This window comes from Staphylococcus pseudoxylosus, from assembly GCF_003697915.1.
In the GTDB taxonomy this organism is placed as follows: Bacteria; Bacillota; Bacilli; order Staphylococcales; family Staphylococcaceae; genus Staphylococcus; species Staphylococcus pseudoxylosus.
In genome coordinates this window covers 1-25,116 of sequence record NZ_RCVN01000011.1, presented here as the reverse complement: position 1 = coordinate 25,116, position 25,116 = coordinate 1, and the positions used below count along the sequence as shown (strand labels likewise).

Sequence of the window (25,116 nt, the reverse complement as noted above, 5' to 3'; positions counted from 1 at the left end):
AATTGATTTTGTAGCATTTATACAAGAGGTCAAGTGCTTGTTATTCTATATATTAAGCAAATGGCACATACACATCAGCCTCACTACATGTGTATGTGCCATTTATTTATGCTTAAAGTTCTCTATTGCGAGTAATTGAATTAATTGTTTTCTATTATCTTCGCCATAAACATGTGGTTGGATCATCATTTCATCGACATCAAAGTCAGTCATCATCTCTTTTAATTTGGAGATGACTTCATTAGCTGAACCTACTATGACACGATGATTGTGTTGATTTATTTTTTCAATTTCTCTAGAAGAAAATGATTTTTGTTTTGCATAGTCCACTGAAGGATAACATTTTGGTTGGTCTAAGTAACCAATACGCAATAACCACAAATGAAATGCATTAGCTAAATCTTCGCGCAGGTATTTATTATCTGCCGTAATTACAAAAGAAGCCATGATGACATAAGGATGATGTAAGGGATGCTGTGCTTTGAATGAAGAACGGTAATGGTTTATTACAGATTTGATTTGTTCTTTATCTTGTCCCATATTGGCAATAACAAAAGGTAATCCTCTAATAGCAGCAAGTGATGCACTTTTTTTGCTTGTACCCAAAATAAACATATTAGGCTTAGTGTTGATAAGTGGCATCGCATATAAATCTTTATATTGCTGATTTATATCACTGTCACTATTAAAATAAGCTATTAGATCATCAATTTGATTCTCATAATCAACGGGTATTGTTTTATGTTCATTTAAAGCTTTATTTACATTTTTATAACTCTTAGAATGGCCAGTACCTAAGTTGACTCTACTAGGGTGGCTAGCTTCCATAGTTTTAAATACTTCAGCCACTTTATACGCACTATAATGTGGCAACATAACGCCACCGCTGCCAATTTGAATTGAGTTAGTATTTTCTAATAATGACATCATAATCATTTCAGGTGCACTGGACGCTACTGAAAAGACTTGATGATGTTCAGCAACCCAATAACGTGTGTAATTTAACTGTTCAGCTAATTGGGCTAATTCAACAGTATGATTTAATGCTTGAGTAGCGTTACGTCCTTCAAATATTGGCACATAATCTAAAATACTAAGTTTCAATATACAATCTCCTAACGTGATAAAACGAAAAACGTTTTATAAATTAGCAATAGCATAACACGTTATTGAAGTATTAAATAAGCGATTTGATTGATTGATGATAAGTATCCCTTTAGAATAAAGTCAAACAATGAATGGAGGTAATATAATGAATACAGAAAGAATTGTATTGGCAAAAAGACCTGAAGGAATCCCATCCGATGATGTATTTAGATATGAAACTGTTGAGATAGACGGACCGAAGCAAGATGAAATTCAAATAGAATCGTTATATATATCAGTAGATCCTTACATGCGTGGCCGTATGGATGATAGTGAATCATATGTAGCCCCATTCGAATTAGACAAACCAATGAATGGTCACGTAGTAGGGAGAGTCATCGAATCAAGTGTAGATGGATTTACAAAAGGTGACATTGTTACTGGTACGTTCCCATGGCAAAAAATAGTGAATATAAAAGCCAAGCATGCTATTAAAGTAAGTCAAACTGACATTCCTTTATATCTATATCTTAGTGTTTTAGGGATGACTGGACAGACAGCTTACCATGGCTTACTAAAAATAGGACAACCACAAGAAGGTGAAACTGTTGTAGTATCAGCTGCCTCAGGTGCAGTTGGCTCAGTTGTAGGTCAAATAGCAAAATTAAAAGGCGCTCATGTAGTTGGCATTGCAGGTGGAAGTGAAAAAACGAATTATTTAACTGAAGAATTAGGCTTTGATGTAGGAGTAGACTATCAAGCGAATGATTTTGCTGAGCAATTGGCGAAAGCAGTGCCGAATGGTGTAGATGTCTATTTTGAAAATGTAGGCGGCACGATTGCGGATGAAGTCATGAAACATCTTAATCAATTTGCTAGAATTCCAGTTTGCGGTGCTATTTCTGGTTATAACAATACAGAAGTTGAATATGGCCCTCGTATCCAACCAATTATTATTAAAGCACAAGCATTGATGCAAGGATTTATTGTTGCTAATTATGCAGACGATTTTCCAAACGCTAGTAAAGCACTTGCACAGTGGGTCCAAGAAGATAAAATTAAAACTAAGACATCTGTTAAAAAAGGTTTTGATAGCTTACCAAATGCCTTTAGAAACTTATTTACAGGTGATAATTTCGGAAAACAAGTTGTTCAAGTATCAGATGATATTTAATCAAGAAAGGAGTGCGTATGATGAAAGCGATAGGTGCAGATCAAAGTTTTAATCTAGAAGATGGCAATTTATTTTATGAGTTCGCTGTTGATACTCCCAAACCTGAACAATATGAATTATTAGTACGTGTTGAAGCAATTAGCGTTAACCCTGTAGATACAAAGATCAGAAAGACAGTGGTTGAACAAGCGCCAAGAATTTTAGGTTTCGATGCTGTAGGTGTGGTAGAAGCAGTAGGTGAAGGTGTTAATCACTTTAAAGTTGGAGATGAAGTTTTTTATTCAGGCTCTCCTAAATATCAGGGTTCTAACCAATCTTATCAAATTGTCGATGAGCGTTTAGTAGCGAAAAAGCCTAAAAATATTTCTAATGTGGACGCAGCAAGCTTACCACTAACTGGTCTGACAGCTTATGAAACCCTGTTTGATGTATTTAAAATATCCTTTAATCCAGAAGAAAATAAAGGGAAATCTATTTTAATTATAAATGGTGCTGGTGGTGTAGGAAGCATAGCAACACAAATCGCTAAACACTATGGTTTACATGTAATCACTACAGCATCTCGTGAGGAAACACACCAATGGTCTAAAGATATGGGTGCAGATATCGTATTAAATCATAAGCATGATTTAGCTGAAGAGTTTAAGAAATATGAAATTAGTGAAGTAAATTATATTTTCTGTACCTTTGATACGGATATGTATTATGAAAAAATGATTGAATTAGTAAAACCAAGAGGTACGATTGCAACGATTGTTGCTTTCAAGCATAATCAAGATTTAAACTTGCTGAAACCAAAAAGCATTACATTTACGCATGAATTTATGTCATCAAGACCTATTCACGAAACCGAAGATATGCAAATACATCGTGATTATCTTACTGATATTTCTGAAAAAATAGAAGCGGGTATATACAAACCGACCGTGAATGAAGTAATAGATGGCTTAACTGTTGAAAACTTATACGATGCACATGTTAAGTTAGAAAATCAAAGTATGATAGGTAAGCTAGTGATTAAACTTTGAAATTAAGTTTAATAAAAATGAATTTAAAGCTAAGCATCTTCTATAGTTCATCATGGTATGGTGAATAGGAAGATGCTTTTTATTTTAAATAATATATATAATTTTTATAATATGCTTTATTTTATGGATTTTACGAATATATACAATAAGTTAGGGTATGTAAGTTACATAACAGTATAGGGAGTGTGTAATTTTGACATGCGTTTAAACAGATTAACGGTTGTATTTTGGGTAGCATTATCAATTTGTACCCTGTTTGTTGTATATGGTGCAATATTGCCAAAACAACTAGAAACAGTAACACAAAATATTACAAATTTTATTGCATTAAATTTTGGCTGGTACTATTTATTATTGGTACTTGTCATATTAATTGTATGTGTGTATCTATTATTCTCTAGATATTCATCAATTACATTAGGTGAAGATGGAGAGGATCCAGAATTCTCATTGAAATCTTGGTTTGCTATGTTATTTAGTGCTGGTATGGGGATAGGATTAGTTTTTTGGACTACAGCAGAGCCAATCAGCCATGCATTTACGTTAACACCTTTACATAAAGCAGGTACGCAAACTGCAATTAATGATGCCATGCAATTCTCATTCTTTCATTGGGGTGTCCATGCTTGGGCAGTATACGGCATCGTTGGTCTAGTTTTTGCTTATTTTAATTTTCACAAAGGTTATCCAGGATTAGTAAGTGCGACGTTAACACCGATTTTAGGTTCTAAAATGATGAGAGGCCCCATAGGTGGTTCGATCGATGTGTTAGCGATTATCGCTACTGTTACAGGTGTAGCAGCAACACTTGGATTCGGTGCATTACAGATTAATGAAGGATTGAATTTTTTATTTGATATACCTTCAAACTTTACAACTCAGGTAATTATAATTGTTATAGCAACGATTTTATTTACTTGGTCAGCTTGGTCAGGTATTAATAAAGGCATCAAAACATTGAGTAATATTAATATGATACTCGCTTTTCTAGTACTCATCGTATTATTTTGTGTAGGTCCAACTTTAACTATATTAAATACCTTTACCAATTCACTTGGTGATTACATTGCAAATTTCTTTAATATGAGTTTACGTATTCCACAATCAGGTGGCGAAAAATTCCAATGGTTACAACAATGGACGATTTTCTACTGGGCTTGGTGGATTTCATGGGCTCCATTTGTTGGAATATTTATTGCTCGTGTTTCAAGAGGTAGAACGATTAAAGAATTTATTTTGGGTGTTTTATTTGTACCAGCGCTAGTTTGTTTCTTATTCTTTGCAGTATTTGGGGCGTCTGCTACTTATTTACAGCAACATGGTATCGCAGATATTGCGAAAGAGGCAACAGAGACTGCTACATTTGCAACTTTAGAACATTTTCCACTAGGGTTCTTGTTAAGTATAGTGACATTAATTGTGATTATGATTTTCTTTGTAACTTCAGCAGACTCAGCGACATACGTTTTAGGTATGTTAAGTTCTAAAGGTAGTATTAATCCAAAAGGTATTGTAAAAGTTAGCTGGGGTATCATATTAGCTTTATTTGCAATGATTATGATATACACTGGCGGTACGCAATCCATCCAGAACTTATTAATTATTGCTGCCTTACCATTTTCGATTGTCATTATATTTATGATTTGGTCACTTTTTAAATCATTAGCAATTGAAAAGCCAAGACCGAGTAATAAGTTGCTCGTATCAGACGACAAACTATTACAATATCGTATTGCAAATCATCCAGAACTAGCTGATCAAGTGACAAAGGACAATCAATAAAATGGACTAACAAATTTGTTTTGTAATAAAAGTTAAAAATAAAATTCAATAAAAATGTTTCTAAGAATTTTTTTAAGGGTAGTAGTTCTGTATGACAAGTACATATTAACAAAGCATAGGAGGTGTCATACGAGGTGAAACGACTTAAGAATTTTATCCTAGGCATATTAATTGTAGTAATCGTTGGATTTTTACTCTTTATGTATATTCAAGATTCTAGAATTAGCCAGTATCAAGACTATTTTAATCAGTTTAACTGGTTTGAACCAACACTCATTGGTTTAGCGGCGTTACTCATTATTATTGGTCTTATATTAGTATTCAGCTTGTTTAAACCTACGTATAGAAAACCCGGACTATATAAAAATTTCGAAGATGGTCATATTTATGTATCGAGAAAAGCAGTTGAAAAATCTGCATACGATACACTTACGCAATATGATCAAATACGTCAACCAAACGTGATTGCAAAACTTTATAACAAGAAAAAGAAATCACATATTGCTTTAAAAGCAGATTTCTTTGTTCCTGGTGATGTTCAGGTTAATTCTTTAACTGAAGAGATTAGAAATGACATCAAGCAAAATGTCGAGCATTTTACAGAATTACCAGTATCAAAATTAGAGGTTAATGTTAGAGATCAAAAAACCTCAGGCAAACGTGTGTTGTAAGGGAGGGTTATCATGGCTAACAATAATAACCAAAATGGACAAGATTCTACGCAAGAAGTTGTTGAATTTTTCAAAACGTTTAAATGGAGAATCATTGGCTTCTTAGCATTTCTAATCATAGCAATATTATTTTTAACTCTAGGTTTCTGGAGTACAATTTTAATTCTAGTATTATGTTTGATTGGAATTGGAGTTGGGTATACTAAAGACCGTAAGCAAGACTTTTTAAATTTCCTTAATCGATGGAGCTAATCGATTAAATTTTATGAATTCTGATGTAATAAAAATTTTAAAACAAATTATATAAGGTAAAGGAGAATGCAATATGGCAGTAGATAACAATAAAGCTAAACAAGCTTATGACAACCAAACAGGAGTTCAAGAAAAAGAACAAGAAAAAAGACAAGAGCAGCAAAATCAAGAACCTCAATTCACTAATAAATTATCATTCTCAGATGAAGTAATCGAAAAAATTGCAGGTATCGCTGCACGAGAAGTTAGCGGTATCTTAGAAATGAAAGGCGGATTCGTCGACAATATTTCTAGTTCATTTGGTAGTAGCAACAATGTTACACAAGGTGTTAGTGTAGAAGTTGGAGAAAAACAAGCTGCTGTTGATTTAAAAGTAGTATTAGAATATGGTGAATCAGCACCAAAAATCTTTCGTAAAGTAACTGACTTAGTTAAAGAACAAGTTAAATATATTACTGGTCTTGACGTAGTTGAAGTTAACATGCGCGTTGAAGATGTTATGACTAAAAAAGAATGGTCTCAAAAAAATGAAAAAAGCCAAAACTCAAACAATGAGGAAAAAGGTTTACAATAATTAAGAGCCATTCAATTAAATAAAAAGGTCCGAAACATTTAATGTTTCGGACCTTTTTATTTATGAAAATTATTAACATATACATATAAGTATTAACTCAAGCACTGCACTTTTAAAAGGTAGTGATTTTTATCCTCATAATCTTCAACTTTAGTAACGCTATATAATGCTTCATTGATGTCCTCAGACAAGATACTTACATAGTTGTTATTAAAATAGACGCTTCATTTATTATTGTTATTTCATGTTTCTGTATAAAGGATTACTCACTTTAATGTAAGTATAATAATCTGCTTCATCTTCTAATCTCATTGTAGTAACACATTTATAATCGATTTGTGGCGCAAATAATACAGATTTTATTTCTGTAATTCTGTCGTTATCAGTCATTGTTGATGCAATATCTTCTAATTTTTCATACATAGTATCACTTATAATTGACCAAATCTGTTGCTCTAAGTCATTGCTTTGACTAGATTGAGCAATGGTTACAATTAATTCACCGAGATGGTTTTGAATACTAGAATAAAATACTTTGTTGAAAACGGTTTGCGACTGATCTGTAAGAATTAATGATTTTTCATGAAAGTCTGATGTACTATAGCCGGCTTGATTTAAATAAGTTTTATCAATACGCAGTCCTTCAAAATCACGAATATATAATGTGTGGATTGAACCGTCTTGATTGAAGGTAGCTATAGAGTTTTGTAAATGTGCTTCTAATGCAATACCGTATTTTACATATAAAGGTAGGGCTATATCAATCAGAGCTTTACTATATTCTGCAATCCATTTGCTACATGCTTCGTCATAACTGTCAATATTGAAAGCATTAGCGTATGTTTTGATTAATGTCACGATAGGTGACTCATTATTATTGCTGTAATGTGCAACTAAGCTAGAAGGAATGAGCGGTATTGTATGAGATTCCTTAATATTATAAATATTTTCTCTAAAGAGCGTACCTAACTGTTCGCTCTTTATTGTTTGTTGTGATGGTATGTCTTGTGGATTATAAAAATGAATACCAGCAACTTCATCAATTGTATCTGCCTGAATATGATTAAATAATGGATCATGTTGTTTAATATGATTTAATATGCGTGTGACCTGTGGTCCGTTATATGTTGTTTGTTCAGATAGCGTACGTATCTCACCTGTAATATGCACATTCGTCGATAATTTAATGTGTGTTTCAATATTTGGGCTTTGTGGCATTAATGTTCTAAATGACAGACCAGCATAATAATTTAAATCAAAGTCTAAAGGAATAAGCTGCTGCTTATTTAACTCATTCTTATAATCATTTTCTAACACAGCATTATATTGCCATGGGTGAACTGCCATAACATAATAATCATCAATTTGATCATCAGTTAATAATTTTGCTGCAGCTTCATAAAGGCCATCAAATAATGTAAATACTGTTTCATTATAAGGCTTCGCTAATGATTGGACTTTCGCAATATCATGGTGAATTAATATAAATTTCATAGCGATGGCATTTCCAAACTCAGAAGAATAATTAATCGCAGTTTCTGGTGTCATACCTTTACGTAGTTTTGCACCGGGATGTAATGGATGACCTTCAACAACTGCTTGTTCAGACATTAAATAGCTATCCTTCGCATTAATAATTAATTCTAAAAGTGGTTCATTATTCTGAGATAATGTAATGGATTGATAACTTAACGAAATAGCCATATTCGCAACACTATTATTCATATCATCCTTAAATTGGTTACTAGCTTCGTTATCAAGGTTAGGCGCTTCTATTAAAATAGCGTTTAAAATTTCATTTGGATGTAGTATACGTTCTAAATGATTTTCATATTCAAAATAAAAGGGCCCTTCAACATCGATTCTGTCAAAGGCATGTTGTCCTGAAATAGGTGCATATAAAGTTTTTTTAGCTTCCGGAAACGTTATTTTTAAAATGAAAGGTTGCGTGATTGCAACATCCAAGTTTAAGTTTTGTGCCTTGATAATCTCACTGTGATATCGACTCTGAACTAAATTCTCTCTATGTAAAGAAGTGATTAATCTTTGAGAAATTTTATCGCGACTTTCTAATAATATATCTTCAAAAGCATTTGCCCATCGTATATCTGTCGAACGTAAATACGATAAAGCGTATTGTTCGTCATTAGTGAGTTTTTCAATTGAATTGTTGTCGTTTATTTTGTGATTCATAATGCACCTCTAAAAAAATTATTTTACAAATGTATAAGATATTTGTATAATCCATAATATCGATAATGATAATTATTATCAATTAAAAACAGGAGGAATTTTATGGCGAAGTATTTTTTTCCTAGTTCATTCCTACTGTTCTTAGGGAATTGGATTGGACAAATCACGCTAAATTGGTATGTATTTACTCTATATCATAACGCAATTTATCTAGGACTGATTAATTTTTTCCGACTCGTACCTATTTTACTCATAAGTGTATGGGCTGGAAGTTTAGCTGATAGATGTGATAGAGGAAAATTATTAAAATTAACAATAACCTCCTCATTTTTATTAACAACGATACTATGTATTTTAACATTTCAAAAACCACAATTACCGATAATTGTATTTTTGTTATATTCCCTAGGTCGTGGCATTATGAGTGCGATAGAAACACCAGTACGTCAGGCAGTATTACCAGATTTGACACAACGATTAACAACAACACAAACAGTATCGTATCACTCATTTATTATAAATATATGTCGTTCGATTGGACCTGCGATAGCTGGTTTTATTATGGCGGTGTATAATGCGCAAATTAGTTTTGGGATACAAGCGCTATGTTATTTCATTTCGTTAATACTTTGTTTACCGTTATCATTCAGTCATAATGTGCTATCAAAGGCAAATCCGGAAGTAAGTTTTAAGTACGTCATCAATTACTTTAAAGACAATCAAGTAGGGGCCAGAATATTTGTGACATCGTTACTTATTATGGCAACTGGTTTTACTTATACTACACTTTTACCAGTGTTAACAGACAAGACATTCCCTAATCAAGTAACAATATTTGGTAGTGCGATGACTTGTTGCGCAATAGGCGGTATTTTAGCAACAATAGTTTTACCTAATATTTTAGAAAAAGTATCTATGGTCAAAATGTATTACATAAGCTCTGTGCTGTTTGGTGTATCACTACTGTGTACGATTAGTAGCAATACCTATTTATTATTTATTTCATTATTCTTTATTGGTCTGTTCAGCCAATGGGCAAGAACTTCAAATAGAATATATTTTCAACATAGAGTAGAACCTGAACACAGGGGGAAAATACTTAGTGTCATTATGATGGATAGAGGTATGATTCCTTTAGGAGCCATGCTGATGAGTTTCTTAGCAGAACTTATTGGTATTATTGAAACCTTTATAATTATGGGGATGAGTACATTTGTCATTGCATTGTTATTCAGTGCAATTACAAGAAGGCAAAGAAAAAATGGAGGCAGTATTGTATGATGCATGAAACATGGCAATTGGCAGATAGAAATGTGCAGTATCGTATTTTTAACGCAATTATTAAAGAGCAAATATTTCCGCAAGGTATGTTATTTAATGAATTTGATCACTGTGTTGAAATACAATATAAAGGTCAAGTGCTGCAATTAAATAAAGTTAGAAAAAGTGCTATGGAACGTTATGAATTTTATGGTGTGATTTTCTATATCAAGGGTAAGGCACAAGTAACGATTGAGACTTTAGAACAACTATTAGAAGTACTAGAAGTACATTTTAATATGCCTATTAGTCAACGATTAACAGATGAATTGATTTCTAGTAGGGAAGGTTTCGCCCTGACTTATGAACATTTTCAACATAGAAAGTCTTTGATACATGCAACGCTAAAATTTTCAAAAATGCCTGAAACAATCAACTTCTTTTCATGGCTACAACATATGGCTGGATCAAAGCAAATCAATGATTTGAATTACTCTGAAAGCCTTGTTATTGAAGGACATCCTACGCACCCATTATCTAAGACTAAACTGCCATTAACACCTGATGAAGTAAGAAAATACGCGCCAGAGTTTGAAAAGCTTATTCCATTAAAAGTTATGCTCATTCATAAAGATAATTGCGTAATTACTTCTATGGAAGATGATGCAAACTATATGATAGATGAAATTATTCCAGAATATCGTTACAAATTAAAAGGATTTTTAGCACCGCATGATTTAGAGTTAAAAGATTATAGTGTTGTACTTGTACATCCTTGGCAATATGAAAATGTTATTGTTCACAAATTTGCAGACTGGATATTAGAAAAAAGATTACTACCTACGCCTTTTGAAGTTGAGTCTAAAGCGACTCTATCATTTAGAACTATGCAACTTGTTCACAAGCCGTTTCATATTAAATTACCAGTCAATATACAAGCAACAAGTGCTATAAGAACTGTGTCGAGTGTGACAACGGTAGACGGCCCTAAATTAAGCTATGAATTACAAGACATGTTAGCTATCTATCCGCAGTTACAAGTTGCTATGGAACCATTTGGTATACATGCCAAAACTGAACCAGATGATGCAAGGCATTTGGCGTGTATCGTACGACATCAACCTTATATTTCAGATAACGGTACAACGCTAGTAACTGCAAGTTTAGTTAATAAAAATCCTGTCGATAACCAAGTAACCGTAGATAGCTATATCAATTGGGTGAATGATGGTTTAACGATAGATGCGATTAAGCAATTTCTATTGCACTATAGTAAAGCATTAATCGACCCATTAATTGCTTATATTCAAGATTATGGTATTGCTTTGGAAGCACACATGCAAAATACAATCGTGAATCTAGGGCCGAATTATCAAATGAAGTTTATCGTTAGAGATTTAGGTGGTTCAAGGATAGATTTAACAACATTAAAACATAAAATTCCTAATATTGATGTTACTAACACGAGTTTAATTGCAGAAAATATTGAAGCGGTCATAGCTAAGTTTCAACATGCAGTTATTCAAAATCAAATTGCAGAACTCATCCACCATTTTGCGCAATATGAATTTGTAAAAGAATCCGAATTATTTGAATTAGTAGGTGAGATAGTTGAGCACGCAATCGATCTTAATAAACCACATGCTAATAAGTTAAAACAAGTATTGTTCGGTGAAACGATAACTGTAAAAGCGCTCTTACGCATGAGAATGGAAAGTAAAGTAAAACAATATGTGACCATTGATTTGAGGAATCCTATATATAAAGAGGTGTAATAGATGGCTGAAATAAAGATAAATTTGTCCAAAATACAATATAATGCACAAGTATTATTGTCTATTTTTCAACAGAATCATATGCAATTTACACCAGTTATTAAATGCGTAGGTGGCGATAGAAAAATTGTTGAAACGTTAAAACAAATCGGTATAACGCATTTTGCTGATGCACGTATTGACAATATTAATAAAACTAAAGATCAAAATTTATCTTATATGATGATTAGAACGGCTAGTCAACATGAACTGGAAGATGTTGTTAGATTTAGCGATATAAGTATACAGACAGAAATAGCGACAATCCGCAAATTAAGTGAAATTGCCCAAAAGCATCAGGTAAAACATCACATATTACTTATGGTTGATTGGAAGGATTCAAGAGAAGGTATACTGACATATGACATTGTAGATTATATTAATGAAATACTTTCGATGCATCATGTAAGTGTGATTGGATTAGCATTTAATTTTATGTGCTTTCAATCAATTATTCCAACTGAAGAAGATGTATCACTTATTAATCAATTCGTAGAATCTGTGGAATTAGAAACGCATATGAGATTTAAAATAATTTCAGGTGGCAATTCCAGTATGATATCACAAATGCTATATCAAGATATGGGAAAGATTAATGAGTTACGTGTAGGAGAAACGCTTTTTAGAGGTGTTGAAACAACAACTAATCAACCTATAGCCTCTTTGTATCAAGATGCTATCATTTTAGAAGCGGAGATAGTTGAAATTAAACCACGTATTGATATTTCATCAAGTCAGCAATATTTACAAGCCATCGTTGATATCGGCAACTTAGATACATTTATCGATGATATTAAACCACATCACCACCAAGTTAAAGTGATAGGGGCAACTAGCGATCACGTAATGATTGATTTGTTAAACCAAGACCACTATCAAATTGGTGATAAAATTCAATTTAGTTTAGGGTATAAGGCATTGGCACAAAGTATGTATATGACCAATTTAGGTAAAAATTATATTCATGATAGTGTTATTGAAAAATTATGCCACAACTTTAATATTCAAAAATCTAATCGTATTTAAACTTCATTAAATGTTTTAAAAGTTTTTGTTGACACCGATAATCATTATCAATAAAATTGAATATGTAATTATACATATTCTAAGGAGTGAAAACGATGAAACATAGTTATAAAATTATGGCTATCCTGTTTTTAACTTTAACCGTAGTAATGTTGTCTGCATGTGGCAGCGTCAGCGATAAAGGTTCTGACAAATCCAGTAAAGGTAATGACGACAAAGATGGCATAACAATTAAACATGATGGAGGTACGACAAAAATTGCTAAAGACCCTAAACGCGTTGTAGCATTGGAATTCTCATTTGTCGATGCACTTGCAGCATTAGATGTTAAGCCAGTTGGCGTTGCTGATGATGGTAAAAAGGATAGAATCCTTAAACCTATTCGTGAAAAAATTGGGGATTATAAATCAGTAGGTGCACGTAAGCAACCTAACTTAGAAGAAATAAGTAACCAAAAACCAGATGTTATTATCGCAGACAGCAATAGACATAAAGGCATCCAAAAAGATTTAGAAAAAATTGCACCAACAATTATGCTACCTAGCTTTGACAGTGATTATAAAGACAACTTAGAAGCATTTAAAACAATTGCAAAAGCAGTAGGTAAAGAAGATAAAGGTAAAGATAGATTAAAAGAGCATAATGAGCTAATGGATAAATACAGTAAAGAAATTACAATGGATAAATCACAACCTGTATTAGCATCAGTAGTTGCAAAATCAGGCCTATTAGCACATCCTGAAAATACATATGTCGGAGAGCTTTTAAAAGAGTTAGGTTTTGATAATGCGTTAAATAAAACGAAAACGGATAACTTATCTAAATATCTAAAAGGGCCATACTTACAATTAAACCCTGAAGTACTTTCTGATATTAATCCTGGTCGCATGTTTATTATGGCTGATAAAGGTGAAAATGATCCAAACCTTAAAAAACAAGAAGAGGATCCAGTTTGGCAAGATTTAGATGCGGTTAAAAATAATCGCGTATCTGTAGTGGATAGAAATACATGGGCACGTGCAAGAGGTATTATATCTTCCGAAGAAATTGCAAAACAACTTGCTGAAATTTCTAAAAATGAGCAAAAAGACTCACAACAAAAGTAGGATGAACGGTAATGATTAAATCACATAGCGTTAACCCAACTAAATCAAATGAAAAGAAAACTCAAAAACGTACTGCACTCACATTTATTGTGAGTGTATGTGCGCTTTTTGTCATTATATACTTCAACCTGAGTGTTGGAGCTTCACAAATTACTTTTCAAGATTTTATAGATTATAGTGTGAAACATATTGATACAAAAGAAACATTTTTGATACATAATGTCCGTATGCCAAGAATGTTTGCCGGCCTTTTAATAGGGGCCGCACTTGGCGTTTCGGGTTTGCTAATGCAAGCGATGACTCGTAATCCTTTGGCATCACCACAAATATTTGGTGTTAACTCAGGAGCTTCATTTGTAATTGTATTTATTTCAATGATTGTACCAGCTTTAACTGCGTATTCAACGATATTAGCTTTTATTGGTGCATTTATCGGTGGACTGACAGTGTATACACTATCAGGTTCGACTAAAGGGATGACTCCTATCAAGCTAGCATTAGCCGGAATGGCTATTCATTTATTCTTTTCTAGTATGACCCAAGGAATTATATTGCTAAATGAAGATGCAACTTCAACTGTGATGTTTTGGTTAGTAGGTTCTTTATCAAGTATTCAATGGCCGCAAGTCATTGGTGTATTTCCTTGGATAGTAATGGCTTTCATTGGTGCCATTTTTATATCCAAGCAATTAACTATTATGGAATTAGGTGAAGATTTAGCAACATCGCTAGGGCAAAATGTCAAAGTTGTCCGAGTTACTGTTGGACTACTTGTCATTGTTTTAGCAGGTGCATCTGTTTCAATAGCAGGACCTATTGGTTTTGTAGGGCTCATTGTGCCACATATTGTAAAACATTATATTCGAACAGATTACAGACTAATGGTACCGTTGACGATGATTATCGGTGCAGATTTATTATTGTTATCTGATGTCTTAAGTCGTCTAATAGCATTTCCGTTTGAATCACCTGTAGGCATTGTTACCTCATTTGTAGGGGCGGTATACTTTCTATTTATTACAGTTAGAGGAGTTGATAGACTATGATCGGGAGATTAACTTTTCGTTATGGTATCGTTGTAATATTAATTATAATCTCAGCAGTTGCATCATTGTCTATCGGAGCAGTTTGGATTAATCCAGTTGAAGCGGTTAAAAGTTTATTTGCACAAGATAACTTTATATTAAATGAATACCGTATACCAAGGATGATTCTCGCAATTATTGTGGGGAGTAGCCTTGCGATTTCGGGTGCACTTATTCAAGGCGTAGTAAGAAATGCACTTGCCTCGCCAGATGTGATTGGTATAACTAAAGGTGCAAGTTTATCAGCAGTTTCTATCATTATGCTATTCCCTTCTGCACCACTCTTCATTTTACCATTTGGATCATTTGCTGGTGCCTTATGTGTAAGTTTGATTTTGACATTATTAATTGCAAAATTTAATGTTAAAGGGTCTAAGTTAGCATTGATAGGTTTAGCAATAGGTGCAATATGTACAGCGGTAGTGCAATATTTATTAATACGTAATCCGCAAGATGCCAATACAGCATTAGTGTGGTTAACAGGTAGTTTGTATGGCCATAGTATGTCGAACGTTTTGGTTATTTTACCTTGGTTTATCGTTGCATTACCGATTATTTTTTATTACTGTCATCAGCTCGATATTTTAACTTTAGGTGATGATATTGCAATCGCATTAGGTGCAAAAGTGAAAAAAATTAAAATGATATTGTTACTATTAGCTGTTATTTTAGCAGGTGCATCTATTTCAGTAGTAGGTGGATTGAGCTTTTTAGGACTTATCTCTCCACATATAGCCAGAAGAATTGTTGGACATAAACACGTACATATTACTATTATGTCAGGATTGATAGGAGCGTTAATATTATCAATAAGTGATTGTTTAGCGCGAGGCATACATCCACCGATCGACATTCCTGTGGGTGTTGTTGTTGCAATCGTCGGAGTACCTTACTTTTTATTCTTATTGAGAAAAATTTAATAATAAATTGCAAAAGTAAACGCTTTCATTTAAAGTAGAGTTAATTCTAAATATTAGGATTAACTCTACTTTTTTATACAAAAATAACAACAAATAGACACAATTTATAGATTTACATATTTATACATCTTAAGTTATAATTATTGGTGTTGTTTTTTAAGTATATATCAAATAAATACACCTAAGGGGTGAATGTAGTGACTCAGTATAATAAATCACAGCGCACACGTGGGCAGCTTAAATTCATTATCATGTCATTAATTGGTATCATTTTATTCTTAATACCAATTACAGTGACAGAAGATGGTGAAAAACAAACAACACTCCCTGTTGCATTTTTAGCAGGATTACTAAAAGATTTAATTGGAAATGCGATGCCATTGGTTATTGTAATCATCATTACAATATCAGGTATTTTATCTATTTTATGTTCGACAGTATTGAAAAATAAATTTAAACCAGAAGGTCTAATGAACAATGCATTCAATGTAAAGTTTGTCTGGTTGATTTTAAGAATATTAGCAGTAGTGTTTGTTTGGATGACATATTTAAAAGTAGGTACTAGCGTTATTTATTCCGAAGACACGGGTGGACTTGTGTTTGAAAGCCTATTACCTACACTAGTTACTGTCTTCTTCTTTGCAGCATTGTTTTTACCATTACTAATGGAATACGGATTATTAGAATTATTAGGACCAATTTTCAGACCGATAATGAGACCTTTATTTACATTACCCGGACGGTCAACGGTTGATAATCTAGCATCATTCATTGGTGATGGAACAGTGGGGGTTTTAATCACTAGCAGACAATATCAAGAAGGATTTTATTCTAGAAGAGAAGCGACAGTTATTGCTACTACGTTTAGTGTTGTTTCACTAACATTTGCCATTGTTGTTGCCGAAACTGTACATATGCAAAATCATTTCTTCTATTTTTATTTAACTGTAATCATCTCTTGTTTAGTATGTGCGTTTATATTGCCAAGAATTTGGCCGCTTAGATCTATTAAAGATGAATACTCAAAAGAAGTGTCTGAAGAAATGAGAACAGAAAAATTACCTGACAATAAAACTGCTCTCGGCCATGGTTTTGATATGGCGACTGAAACAGGTATCAACGCACCAGGATTTAAATCATTTTTTAAATCAGGTTTCAAGACCGTGATAGATATGTGGTTTGTAATTTTACCGGTAGTGATGAGTGTAGGTACGCTTGCAACCATTATAGCAACGTATACACCACTATTTGCGATTATTGGGAAACCATTTGTACCATATTTAGAATTACTGCAAATCCCTGAAGCAGCTCAAGCATCAGAAACAGTATTAATTGGATTTGCTGATATGTTCTTACCATCAATTTTAATTGAAGGTGTTGGTAACGATATTACATTATTTGTTGTCGGTGCATTGAGCATTACACAATTGATTTACTTATCAGAAGTTGGTGGAGTAATCTTAGGTTCTAAAATACCAGTAAGTATCTTTAAACTCTTTATCATATTTTTAATAAGAACAATTATAGCGTTACCTATTATAGCGTTAATGGCTCACTTGTATTTCAATTAAAATACAGGATACAGAAAATTAAATCTAACAAGTTTGTAAAATCTACTTAGTTGAAAGCAAAAAGAAGCGTCATAGACATTTACGTGTCCAGGGCGCTTCTTTTTATTTATACGATCTAACAACTATAATCAGTTGAATTATAATGATTCATTACTTAGTACTGATATGACATTGGCTTTGACAACTTTATTACCCAAGACAGGCGATTCTTCGCTGCTAGATTTTGATCTTCCTTCATGAGCTTCTTTGAAGGCATCGCTTTGAAGCCACGCTTTAAAATCGTCTTCAGTTTCCCACCATGTGTTGATATACATTTGGTCGTAATCTTCCTCATCATCAATTAACCAAACTTCTACTTTATGAAAGCCGTCTAGTTCTTGTATTTTCCCACCTTGAGTAAATTTTGGAGCCATCTTTTCAGCAAATCCTTTTTTTACATCAATTCTGTTCGTCACTACACACATGAAACGCACCTTCTTTCTATAATATATTCACAGTATACCATTGATAATTTATTGATATAATTGAGAACCCTTATTAGTTAGTAGGGCGTTGGTTAACTATATAACTTTTTACAAAGATGTATTAAGGTTGAGGGATATTATAAATTGTTCCAGCTTCTCTACAACAATAAAAAAATAGCTATGATGGCATCTATCGTCATAGATGCCATCATAGCTAATTATAGTATATTTTTAAATTAATTATTTAGTTAATTCGTTATAAACTTTTTGATCATTTTGTGTGTATATAATGTATTCATGGTCATCAGTGTCGATGATAACGCGGTTTGTTTTTCCAAATGTAGAACCAATTCTTGAAACTTTATTTCTATCAAGTTTAGGAACTTCATGAATATTTTGGTCCTGTGAAATATTTTTAATATCACTTGTTGGAATCTTAATATCTGCAACTCTCCATTGAATTCTTACTTCACTGTTATCTTTTTTTACTGTCATTGCCATATACCGAACACATCCTTTAATTAATTTATAGCTATAGCATACAATAAACTGCAAACGTTTTCAAGTGATTGTGTGATACTTTTTGAAAATAGGTTATACTCATGTTTTTAACGAAAGTATGTTCGCATTTAACGCGTAAATGTGCTAAAATATAAATCCGATAAGGAGTAGTGAAAATGACAGGTAAAACCCACGCATCATGCGGCTTATTAGTCGGAGCTTTAACATTAGAATATTTTCATACTGATTTGTTTACATCTGTTACAGTTATAACGCTTGCAGTTATTTCGAGTTTGGTACCTGATATTTGTCACGCACAAAGTAAAATTGGTAGACGATTTAAACTTATTAGTTACTTAATTAGAATGGTATTTGGACACAGGACATTTACACATTCACTTTTATTTATAGGTATTATTATCTTTTTACTGTATTTGATTCAAACCCCGAATTATTATTTGAGTAGTATTGTTCTCGGTTTGCTTTCGCATGTTATACTAGATATGTTAACCCCAAGAGGTGTTAAATTATTTTATCCTGTTCCAATAAGTGTGAAATTCCCAGTGGTGTTTAAAACAGGTGGCCTAGTTGACTTGTCTTTAGCTAGCGCGTTATCTATTGGAGCAATTTATGTAATTTTTCAACCGTCTATACATAAGTTATTATTGAATTGGTTATAATTATGGTTGTACTGAGCATCATAATAATATAAAGTACATATAGTGAAATTATATATCCGTAATGCAAATAAGATATATTTTTTATTTAAATATTTGGATATTAAGGAGAGAGAGCATGCTAGATAAGAAAGCTTTAGAAAAGTTTAATCAAGACCATCTCATTGAGTTTGAAAAATTGATGAGCACAAATGAGAAAGAACAACTATCTGAAAAACTAGATGCACTAAATTTAACGGATATTCAAGATTTATACGAAGATTTATATGTAAATAAAAAAGAAATTGATGATGTTACTTCTATCAATGAAGTAAAGTATGATATAAAAAATGAATTTACAGACGAAGAGATTGAGCAATATGAAAAAGTTGGGCTTGAAGCTATTCGTAAAGGTAAATTTGCAGTACTACTTATGGCCGGTGGGCAAGGTACGCGATTAGGATATAAGGGTCCTAAAGGTTCTTTCGAAATCGAAGGCGTAAGTTTGTTTGAGATTCAGGCTAAACAACTATTAGCATTAAAAGAGCAAACAGGCGAATTCGTTGATTGGTACATCATGACTAGTAAAATTAATGATCAAGAAACACAGTTATTCTTCGAATCAAATAATTACTTTGGTTATGACAAATCACATGTGCATTTCTTTATGCAAGATAATATTGTAGCCTTATCTGAAGAAGGTAAATTAGTATTAGATGTAGATAATAATATTTTAGAAACACCAAATGGTAATGGTGGTGTGTTTAAAGCACTTAAAAAAGCTGGCTATTTACAAGAAATGTTAGATAATGGTGTCGAATATATTTTCTTAAATAACATCGATAATGTACTAGTTAAAGTACTTGATCCATTATTTGCAGGATATACATTCCAAAATAGTATGGATATTACTACAAAATCTATACAACCTAAAGATGGCGAAAGCGTTGGCCGTTTAGTCCATACAAAACATAAAGATACGGTACTTGAATATTCAGAACTAAGTCCAGATGTAGCAAATGAATTTAATAATGCTAATATAGGAATTCATTCTTTCAAACTTTTATTTATTAGTAATGTCGTTGACAATGAATTGCCATACCATTTAGCAATCAAGAAACTAAAACAGTTAGACGAGGACTTTGGTGTAATTGAGCAGTCAACTTTGAAATTTGAATTGTTTTATTTTGATATATTCCAATATGCAAATAGCTTTATTACTTTACAAGTTCCGAGGGATGAAGAATTTTCTCCGCTCAAAAATAAAGAAGGTAAAGATAGTGTTGAAACAGCTAGAGCAGATTTAAAACGTATGAATATGATATAAAAAAGGTGGTTACACTGTTGTCTCAATCAATAAAAGCTGATGATAATAAAGTCGTTAAAACATTTAAAGATATTGTACCTTTAACATTTGGTGAAGAAATAGGCAATGCAGTATCTCACGGTGTAGCAGCTTTTATAGCGTTATGTGCGCTACCTTATGCTGCCATCTTAAGTTTTCTGAACTTTGGTATAATGGGCGCTTTTAGTGTTTCTGTTTATGTTATAAGTATATTTTTAATGTTTATTTCATCGACGGTTTATCATTCGATGCCAAACAAATCATCACATAAATTCATTTTGCGTATAATTGACCATAGTATGATTTATGTTGCAATCGCTGGTACATATACTCCAATTTGCTTAGCTTTAGTTGGGGGGTGGATTGGTTGGTCAGCAATGATTGTATTATGGGGAATAACGATTTGGGGCATTTTATACAAATCGCTAGCTAAAAATGTTAATCATAAATTAAGTTTAATTATGTACCTTGTAATGGGGTGGGTTGGCGTATTATTCTTGCCTAAAATTATTTTTGATACATCCCTTACATTTATGCTATTTATACTGTTTGGCGGTATTGCATACACAATAGGTGCTTGGTTTTATGCCCAAAAGGATAGACCATATTTTCATATGATTTGGCACTTCTTTATTGTGATTGCTTCAGTATTCCATTTTATAGCAATTATATATTTTATGTAGGTTTTATTTATGCCGACAATATCATTAGATATTGTCGGCATTTCTGTGCATTTAGTCATTTTACCGAATAATTAATTATGCAATTAGTCAATAAGGTAATAATTGTTATTAATTAGTATAAGGCATAAAAATTTGTTTGATATAAAGTAAAGCAAAGATATTGAACTTAGAAATAAATAATGATTAAGTAGAAATTAATATAAATTTTAAGAAGGTAAGAGAGTTGAGAATAATACATGAATATAAAATCATTAGGCATTGTAGTTGCACTTATTTTAATAATGTTTATGTCTGCAATTGAAACTTCCATAGTTTCTTTAGCTTTACCAACAATTAAAACGGACTTGAGTGTAGCATCATCCATTTCACTCATATTTGCAGTTTATTTTATTGCTATAGTCATTGCCAATCCAATTGTAGGTGAACTGTTAGAACGCACAAAAATTATTTATATAACTTTATTAGGACTTTTATTATTTACAGTAGGAAGTTTGCTATCTGGGCTAAGTGACACTTTCACACTGTTAATTGTGTCTCGTTTTATTCAAGGATTAGGTGCTGGGGTTATGATGGCTTTAAGCCAAATCGTACCAAAGTTAGCCTTTGAAATTCCATTACGTTATAAAATTATGGGCACGGTAGGAAGTGTTTGGGGGATTTCAAGTATTATTGGTCCAGTGTTAGGGGGAGGCATTTTAGAATTTGCAACTTGGCATTGGTTATTTTTTGTAAATATTCCTATTGCAATCATAGCAATGATACTTGTTATATTTACTTTTCATTTTGAAAATGAAAGTACAACAGCTAAAAATAAGTTAGATATCAAAGGTTTAACTTTATTTTACGTTTTTGTATTTTTCATAATCTTTACAGTTATGAATAAGTCAAACCTATATTTAAATATAGCTTCAATGGTTTTAGCAATAGTAGTAGCAATGATACTATTTAAAAATCAGAAGAGAGTAAAAACGCCATTTGTACCAGTTAACGAATTTAATAAAATGATTGTTTTAATATTCTTTACTGATTTTGCTTATGCGATTATATTGATGGGATATAATTTATATATGCCAATCTATTTACAAGAAGATATTGGATTATCACCGTTACAAAGTGGATTTGTTATTTTCCCGATTTCATTTGCATGGTTAATTTTAAATTTTTCACTTGATAAAATAGAAGCCAAAATGTCGAGAAAAGCATTGTACATCAGTGCATTTACATCATTGATAATTTGTGGGATATTAGTATTTATTGGAACAGAATCTCCAATTTTTATCGGATTTAGCTTATTATTAGCTGGTATTAGTTTCGGGACCGTTTATACTAAAGATAGTGTGATTACCCAAGAGGAAACATCGCCAGCAAATATGAAACGTATGATGTCACTCTATACATTAACGAAAAGTTTAGGAAATTCTATAGGATCTACAATTATGGGATACGTGTATGCCTTATCGTTTACTTTTATTAGTGTTCACATACACAACGTGATTATTTTAAGTTTAGTAATACTCGTCACGCTCATTTTATTATGGCTATGCGCATTTAAAGAGAAAACAGTAACAACTGAGTAGCAATGTACATACATTAAGCTCATTTTGATATTATGTGAAAGTTACTACTTATTATCTATGTTTTTTGTACAGGGTGGGTATAATGGTAATATAAATAATGAGTGGAGAATATCGTTTACACATATTGTAGATAAATCGAGAAAGGGAGGACAGTAAGCAATGAAATATATTAGATATTTATTTACAACGCTTATTGTACTTTCTGTATTTATAGTATCTGGCGCCATCTTCTTAACATTTCTAGGTTTTGGCTTATATGGGTTAAGTAGAATTTTAATATATTTTCATTTGGCGTACTTTGGTTATAATAAAAGTTTTTACGATAATTTAATTTACTATGGTAGTTATATCGTATTAGGCTATTTTAATTTATTTATTATAGAAAACTTAATGGATTACTTTAGGAAAAAAATACCTGAAAATCCGTATTTTCAAGGAACAACATACCATTTGATTACATTTACAGTAACGACCTTACTATTTTATTTTATAGTGCATATTCATTATGCATATATCAACATTGATTTCTGGGTGATTGTCTTAATCATTGGCATTTTGTTTATATGTAAGGAAATCTTTTATCCAGATAGCAAAAATCTTAATGATAAGCACAAATAGTATTTTTGTTATACACAGAACATAAAAATATTTCCCCGAGTAAATATGAAATGAAATGTGTTGGTGGATATAAGCAATATAAATCAAAGCAGCTAGTTCATTATTCTTATATGTAAGAATAATTTGAGCTAACTGCTTTTTTATTCTTTATATTAAATTTATACTAAGTATAAACAATTTAAAGCATAGTCAAAGTTTATTTGTTAGAATATAAGTGATAATGAAATAAGAGGGGGACGCTTTGTGTTAACGATAGAGCAAGTTAAAGAACTTGTTGGAGAATTAAAGGATCCAATAATTGATGTACCATTAAAAGAAACAGATGGAATTATCGAAGTAAGTATTAAAGAAGAAAAAGAACATGTAAGTGTTAAAGTGGCAATGGCTCAATTAGGTGGTCAACCACAACTAGACTTGCAAATGGCAATTGTAGAAGTGCTTAAAGAAAATGGTGCGAATACAGTTGGTATTCGATTTGAAGAGTTACCATCAGATGTTGTAGAGCAATATCGTGGTTCAGGGGAAGAACAAAATCAAACAATAGAAGGTTTGCTTTCAAAAGATAATCCGGTTGAATTTATCGCGATTGCCTCAGGTAAAGGTGGCGTTGGTAAGTCGACGGTAGCAGTCAACTTAGCAGTATCTTTAGCAAGAGAAGGTAAAAAAGTTGGACTTGTAGATGCGGACATTTACGGTTTTAGTGTTCCCGATATGATGGGGATTGATGAGAAACCAGGTGTTCAAGGAAAAGAAATCATACCAGTTGAACGTCATGGAGTTAAAGTAATATCTATGGCATTCTTTGTTGAAGAAAATGCACCAGTTATATGGAGAGGGCCAATGCTCGGTAAAATGCTCACAAACTTTTTTGTTGAAGTAAGATGGGGAGACTTAGATTATCTTATTCTAGATTTACCACCTGGTACGGGAGATATCGCATTAGATGTTCATACGATGTTACCTTCAAGTAAAGAAATTATTGTGACTACACCACATCCAACAGCAGCATTTGTTGCTGCAAGGGCTGGAGCAATGGCAAAGCATACTGAACATTCTATTTTAGGAGTAATTGAAAATATGTCTTATTTCCAAAGTAAAGAAACTGGGAATAAAGAATATGTATTTGGTACTGGTGGAGGGGAGAAGCTTGCAGAAGAACTCCAAACCGATTTATTAGGACATCTTCCACTAGAACAACCATCATGGAACCCTAAAGACTTTGCACCTTCCATTTATCAAACTGATGATAGACTTGGAGAAATATACCAATCGATGGCACAACAAATTATTGAAAAGACTAATAAATAAGTATTTTTTAGTAGTGGACAGAATTTAATTTAAATTCTGTCCACTTTTCTATTGCTTTTTTTCTGAATGATGGTAGAATAGTTTCTTGTGACAAACATTTGATTTCGCAAACGTGAATTCAAAAAATAATTAGATTAAAATTGTTGTTGACTTTTCTAGATAGAATTGATATTATATAAAAGTCGTCAAAAACGGCAAACAAATTATTTAAATTAATTATAAAAAGTGTAAAAAATATACTTGCATTAATAAGAATAATAATTTAATATTGTTACAGTAATGTTAATTGATTATTAAAAAAATAATATTTTCTTGTTGACAAAACATTGAACAAGATGTTAGCATTGTAAAGCAACTATTAATTAAATGAAGAAATGAACATTGAAAACTGAATTGCAATATGTCAACGTTAATTCCGAACA

23 protein-coding genes are annotated in these 25,116 nt (G+C 32.3%); 19 read left to right on the top strand and 4 right to left on the bottom strand.

The window, feature by feature from the left end; genetic code table 11:
- Positions 1-102: 102 nt before the first annotated feature.
- A complete protein-coding gene (locus tag D9V42_RS10455) occupies positions 103-1,104 on the bottom strand; it encodes an LLM class flavin-dependent oxidoreductase (protein ID WP_122064878.1) in 1,002 nt (333 codons plus the stop codon).
- A 148-nt stretch (positions 1,105-1,252) separates the two neighbouring features.
- Here D9V42_RS10455 and D9V42_RS10450 point away from each other — a divergent pair, with 148 nt between their 5' ends.
- The 6 genes from D9V42_RS10450 to D9V42_RS10425 all read left to right on the top strand — a co-directional run bounded on the left by D9V42_RS10450 (position 1,253) and on the right by D9V42_RS10425 (position 6,567).
- Positions 1,253-2,260, top strand: a complete 1,008-nt coding sequence (locus tag D9V42_RS10450) for an NADP-dependent oxidoreductase (protein WP_122064876.1) — start codon at positions 1,253-1,255, stop codon at positions 2,258-2,260.
- A gap of 20 nt (positions 2,261-2,280) precedes the next feature.
- The gene (locus D9V42_RS10445; protein ID WP_122064874.1) at positions 2,281-3,288 is read left to right on the top strand and encodes a zinc-binding alcohol dehydrogenase family protein; all 1,008 of its coding nucleotides are present in this window, start codon (positions 2,281-2,283) and stop codon (positions 3,286-3,288) included.
- A gap of 198 nt (positions 3,289-3,486) precedes the next feature.
- Positions 3,487-5,070 carry a BCCT family transporter gene (locus tag D9V42_RS10440; protein WP_107554788.1) on the top strand — a complete coding sequence of 528 codons (1,584 nt, stop codon included), beginning with the start codon at positions 3,487-3,489 and terminating at the stop codon, positions 5,068-5,070.
- A 134-nt stretch (positions 5,071-5,204) separates the two neighbouring features.
- On the top strand, positions 5,205-5,741 hold the full coding sequence (gene amaP, locus D9V42_RS10435) for an alkaline shock response membrane anchor protein AmaP (RefSeq protein ID WP_107554789.1): 537 nt from the start codon (positions 5,205-5,207) through the stop codon (positions 5,739-5,741).
- Positions 5,742-5,753: 12 nt separating this feature from the next.
- Positions 5,754-5,993, top strand: coding sequence for a DUF2273 domain-containing protein (locus tag D9V42_RS10430; protein ID WP_029378536.1), 240 nt, complete (start codon positions 5,754-5,756; stop codon positions 5,991-5,993).
- Between the two features lie 73 nt (positions 5,994-6,066).
- A complete protein-coding gene (locus tag D9V42_RS10425; RefSeq protein WP_107554790.1) occupies positions 6,067-6,567 on the top strand; it encodes an Asp23/Gls24 family envelope stress response protein in 501 nt (166 codons plus the stop codon).
- Between the two features lie 237 nt (positions 6,568-6,804).
- Here the strand turns inward: D9V42_RS10425 and D9V42_RS10420 are convergent, their stop codons facing one another.
- Complete coding sequence (locus tag D9V42_RS10420) at positions 6,805-8,760, bottom strand: IucA/IucC family protein (RefSeq protein WP_122064872.1); 1,956 nt, start codon at positions 8,758-8,760, stop codon at positions 6,805-6,807.
- A gap of 102 nt (positions 8,761-8,862) precedes the next feature.
- Between D9V42_RS10420 and D9V42_RS10415 the strand changes: the two genes are divergently transcribed.
- The 7 genes from D9V42_RS10415 (at position 8,863) to D9V42_RS10385 (ending at position 17,542) form a co-directional block, all read left to right on the top strand.
- Positions 8,863-10,041 (top strand): MFS transporter, encoded by a 1,179-nt coding sequence (locus D9V42_RS10415; RefSeq protein WP_122064870.1) that lies wholly within the window; start codon positions 8,863-8,865, stop codon positions 10,039-10,041.
- Positions 10,038-11,795: an IucA/IucC family protein gene (locus D9V42_RS10410; protein WP_122064868.1), complete on the top strand. Its 1,758-nt coding sequence runs from the start codon at positions 10,038-10,040 to the stop codon at positions 11,793-11,795. Before D9V42_RS10415 ends, D9V42_RS10410 begins: the two co-directional genes overlap by 4 nt.
- A 3-nt stretch (positions 11,796-11,798) precedes the next feature.
- Complete coding sequence (locus D9V42_RS10405) at positions 11,799-12,860, top strand: alanine/ornithine racemase family PLP-dependent enzyme (RefSeq protein ID WP_122064866.1); 1,062 nt, start codon at positions 11,799-11,801, stop codon at positions 12,858-12,860.
- Positions 12,861-12,955: 95 nt separating this feature from the next.
- Complete coding sequence (locus D9V42_RS10400) at positions 12,956-13,966, top strand: ABC transporter substrate-binding protein (RefSeq protein WP_107554795.1); 1,011 nt, start codon at positions 12,956-12,958, stop codon at positions 13,964-13,966.
- An 11-nt stretch (positions 13,967-13,977) separates the two neighbouring features.
- The gene (locus D9V42_RS10395) at positions 13,978-15,012 is read left to right on the top strand and encodes a FecCD family ABC transporter permease (protein WP_107554796.1); all 1,035 of its coding nucleotides are present in this window, start codon (positions 13,978-13,980) and stop codon (positions 15,010-15,012) included.
- Positions 15,009-15,971, top strand: coding sequence for an iron chelate uptake ABC transporter family permease subunit (locus D9V42_RS10390; RefSeq protein ID WP_122064864.1), 963 nt, complete (start codon positions 15,009-15,011; stop codon positions 15,969-15,971). The genes D9V42_RS10395 and D9V42_RS10390 overlap by 4 nt, the downstream gene beginning before the upstream one ends.
- Before the next feature lie 251 nt (positions 15,972-16,222).
- Complete coding sequence (locus tag D9V42_RS10385; RefSeq protein WP_203266418.1) at positions 16,223-17,542, top strand: YjiH family protein; 1,320 nt, start codon at positions 16,223-16,225, stop codon at positions 17,540-17,542.
- Positions 17,543-17,679: 137 nt separating this feature from the next.
- On the opposite strand, the gene D9V42_RS10380 is transcribed toward D9V42_RS10385, so the two are convergent.
- Both D9V42_RS10380 and D9V42_RS10375 read right to left on the bottom strand, forming a co-directional pair.
- Positions 17,680-18,006 carry a heme oxygenase gene (locus D9V42_RS10380; RefSeq protein ID WP_122064860.1) on the bottom strand — a complete coding sequence of 109 codons (327 nt, stop codon included), beginning with the start codon at positions 18,004-18,006 and terminating at the stop codon, positions 17,680-17,682.
- A 240-nt stretch (positions 18,007-18,246) separates the two neighbouring features.
- On the bottom strand, positions 18,247-18,507 hold the full coding sequence (locus D9V42_RS10375; protein ID WP_107554798.1) for a SunI/YnzG family protein: 261 nt from the start codon (positions 18,505-18,507) through the stop codon (positions 18,247-18,249).
- Positions 18,508-18,683: 176 nt separating this feature from the next.
- On the opposite strand from D9V42_RS10375, the gene D9V42_RS10370 reads away from it, so the two are divergent.
- The 6 genes from D9V42_RS10370 (at position 18,684) to D9V42_RS10345 (ending at position 24,694) form a co-directional block, all read left to right on the top strand.
- Positions 18,684-19,187 carry a metal-dependent hydrolase gene (locus tag D9V42_RS10370; RefSeq protein WP_107554799.1) on the top strand — a complete coding sequence of 168 codons (504 nt, stop codon included), beginning with the start codon at positions 18,684-18,686 and terminating at the stop codon, positions 19,185-19,187.
- 115 nt (positions 19,188-19,302) lie between these two features.
- The gene (locus D9V42_RS10365) at positions 19,303-20,490 is read left to right on the top strand and encodes a UTP--glucose-1-phosphate uridylyltransferase (protein ID WP_107554800.1); all 1,188 of its coding nucleotides are present in this window, start codon (positions 19,303-19,305) and stop codon (positions 20,488-20,490) included.
- A gap of 17 nt (positions 20,491-20,507) precedes the next feature.
- Positions 20,508-21,191 (top strand): PAQR family membrane homeostasis protein TrhA, encoded by a 684-nt coding sequence (trhA, locus tag D9V42_RS10360; protein WP_107531626.1) that lies wholly within the window; start codon positions 20,508-20,510, stop codon positions 21,189-21,191.
- Between the two features lie 236 nt (positions 21,192-21,427).
- Positions 21,428-22,768: a multidrug efflux MFS transporter SdrM gene (gene sdrM, locus D9V42_RS10355; protein ID WP_122064858.1), complete on the top strand. Its 1,341-nt coding sequence runs from the start codon at positions 21,428-21,430 to the stop codon at positions 22,766-22,768.
- 159 nt (positions 22,769-22,927) lie between these two features.
- Positions 22,928-23,386, top strand: coding sequence for a SepA family multidrug efflux transporter (locus D9V42_RS10350; protein WP_122064856.1), 459 nt, complete (start codon positions 22,928-22,930; stop codon positions 23,384-23,386).
- 243 nt (positions 23,387-23,629) lie between these two features.
- Positions 23,630-24,694, top strand: a complete 1,065-nt coding sequence (locus D9V42_RS10345; protein WP_107556397.1) for a P-loop NTPase — start codon at positions 23,630-23,632, stop codon at positions 24,692-24,694.
- The last annotated feature ends 422 nt before the right edge of the window (positions 24,695-25,116 follow it).

Coding starts and splice junctions, on each gene's coding strand:
- D9V42_RS10450 (WP_122064876.1), top strand. CDS start 1,253: ATGAATACAGAAAGAATTGTATTGGCAAAAAGACCTGAAGGAATCCCA.
- D9V42_RS10445 (WP_122064874.1), top strand. CDS start 2,281: ATGAAAGCGATAGGTGCAGATCAAAGTTTTAATCTAGAAGATGGCAAT.
- D9V42_RS10440 (WP_107554788.1), top strand. CDS start 3,487: ATGCGTTTAAACAGATTAACGGTTGTATTTTGGGTAGCATTATCAATT.
- D9V42_RS10430 (WP_029378536.1), top strand. CDS start 5,754: ATGGCTAACAATAATAACCAAAATGGACAAGATTCTACGCAAGAAGTT.
- D9V42_RS10425 (WP_107554790.1), top strand. CDS start 6,067: ATGGCAGTAGATAACAATAAAGCTAAACAAGCTTATGACAACCAAACA.
- D9V42_RS10420 (WP_122064872.1), bottom strand. CDS start 8,760: ATGAATCACAAAATAAACGACAACAATTCAATTGAAAAACTCACTAAT.
- D9V42_RS10415 (WP_122064870.1), top strand. CDS start 8,863: ATGGCGAAGTATTTTTTTCCTAGTTCATTCCTACTGTTCTTAGGGAAT.
- D9V42_RS10410 (WP_122064868.1), top strand. CDS start 10,038: ATGATGCATGAAACATGGCAATTGGCAGATAGAAATGTGCAGTATCGT.
- D9V42_RS10405 (WP_122064866.1), top strand. CDS start 11,799: ATGGCTGAAATAAAGATAAATTTGTCCAAAATACAATATAATGCACAA.
- D9V42_RS10400 (WP_107554795.1), top strand. CDS start 12,956: ATGAAACATAGTTATAAAATTATGGCTATCCTGTTTTTAACTTTAACC.
- D9V42_RS10395 (WP_107554796.1), top strand. CDS start 13,978: ATGATTAAATCACATAGCGTTAACCCAACTAAATCAAATGAAAAGAAA.
- D9V42_RS10390 (WP_122064864.1), top strand. CDS start 15,009: ATGATCGGGAGATTAACTTTTCGTTATGGTATCGTTGTAATATTAATT.
- D9V42_RS10385 (WP_203266418.1), top strand. CDS start 16,223: ATGTCATTAATTGGTATCATTTTATTCTTAATACCAATTACAGTGACA.
- D9V42_RS10380 (WP_122064860.1), bottom strand. CDS start 18,006: ATGTGTGTAGTGACGAACAGAATTGATGTAAAAAAAGGATTTGCTGAA.
- D9V42_RS10375 (WP_107554798.1), bottom strand. CDS start 18,507: ATGGCAATGACAGTAAAAAAAGATAACAGTGAAGTAAGAATTCAATGG.
- D9V42_RS10370 (WP_107554799.1), top strand. CDS start 18,684: ATGACAGGTAAAACCCACGCATCATGCGGCTTATTAGTCGGAGCTTTA.
- D9V42_RS10365 (WP_107554800.1), top strand. CDS start 19,303: ATGCTAGATAAGAAAGCTTTAGAAAAGTTTAATCAAGACCATCTCATT.
- sdrM (WP_122064858.1), top strand. CDS start 21,428: ATGAATATAAAATCATTAGGCATTGTAGTTGCACTTATTTTAATAATG.
- D9V42_RS10350 (WP_122064856.1), top strand. CDS start 22,928: ATGAAATATATTAGATATTTATTTACAACGCTTATTGTACTTTCTGTA.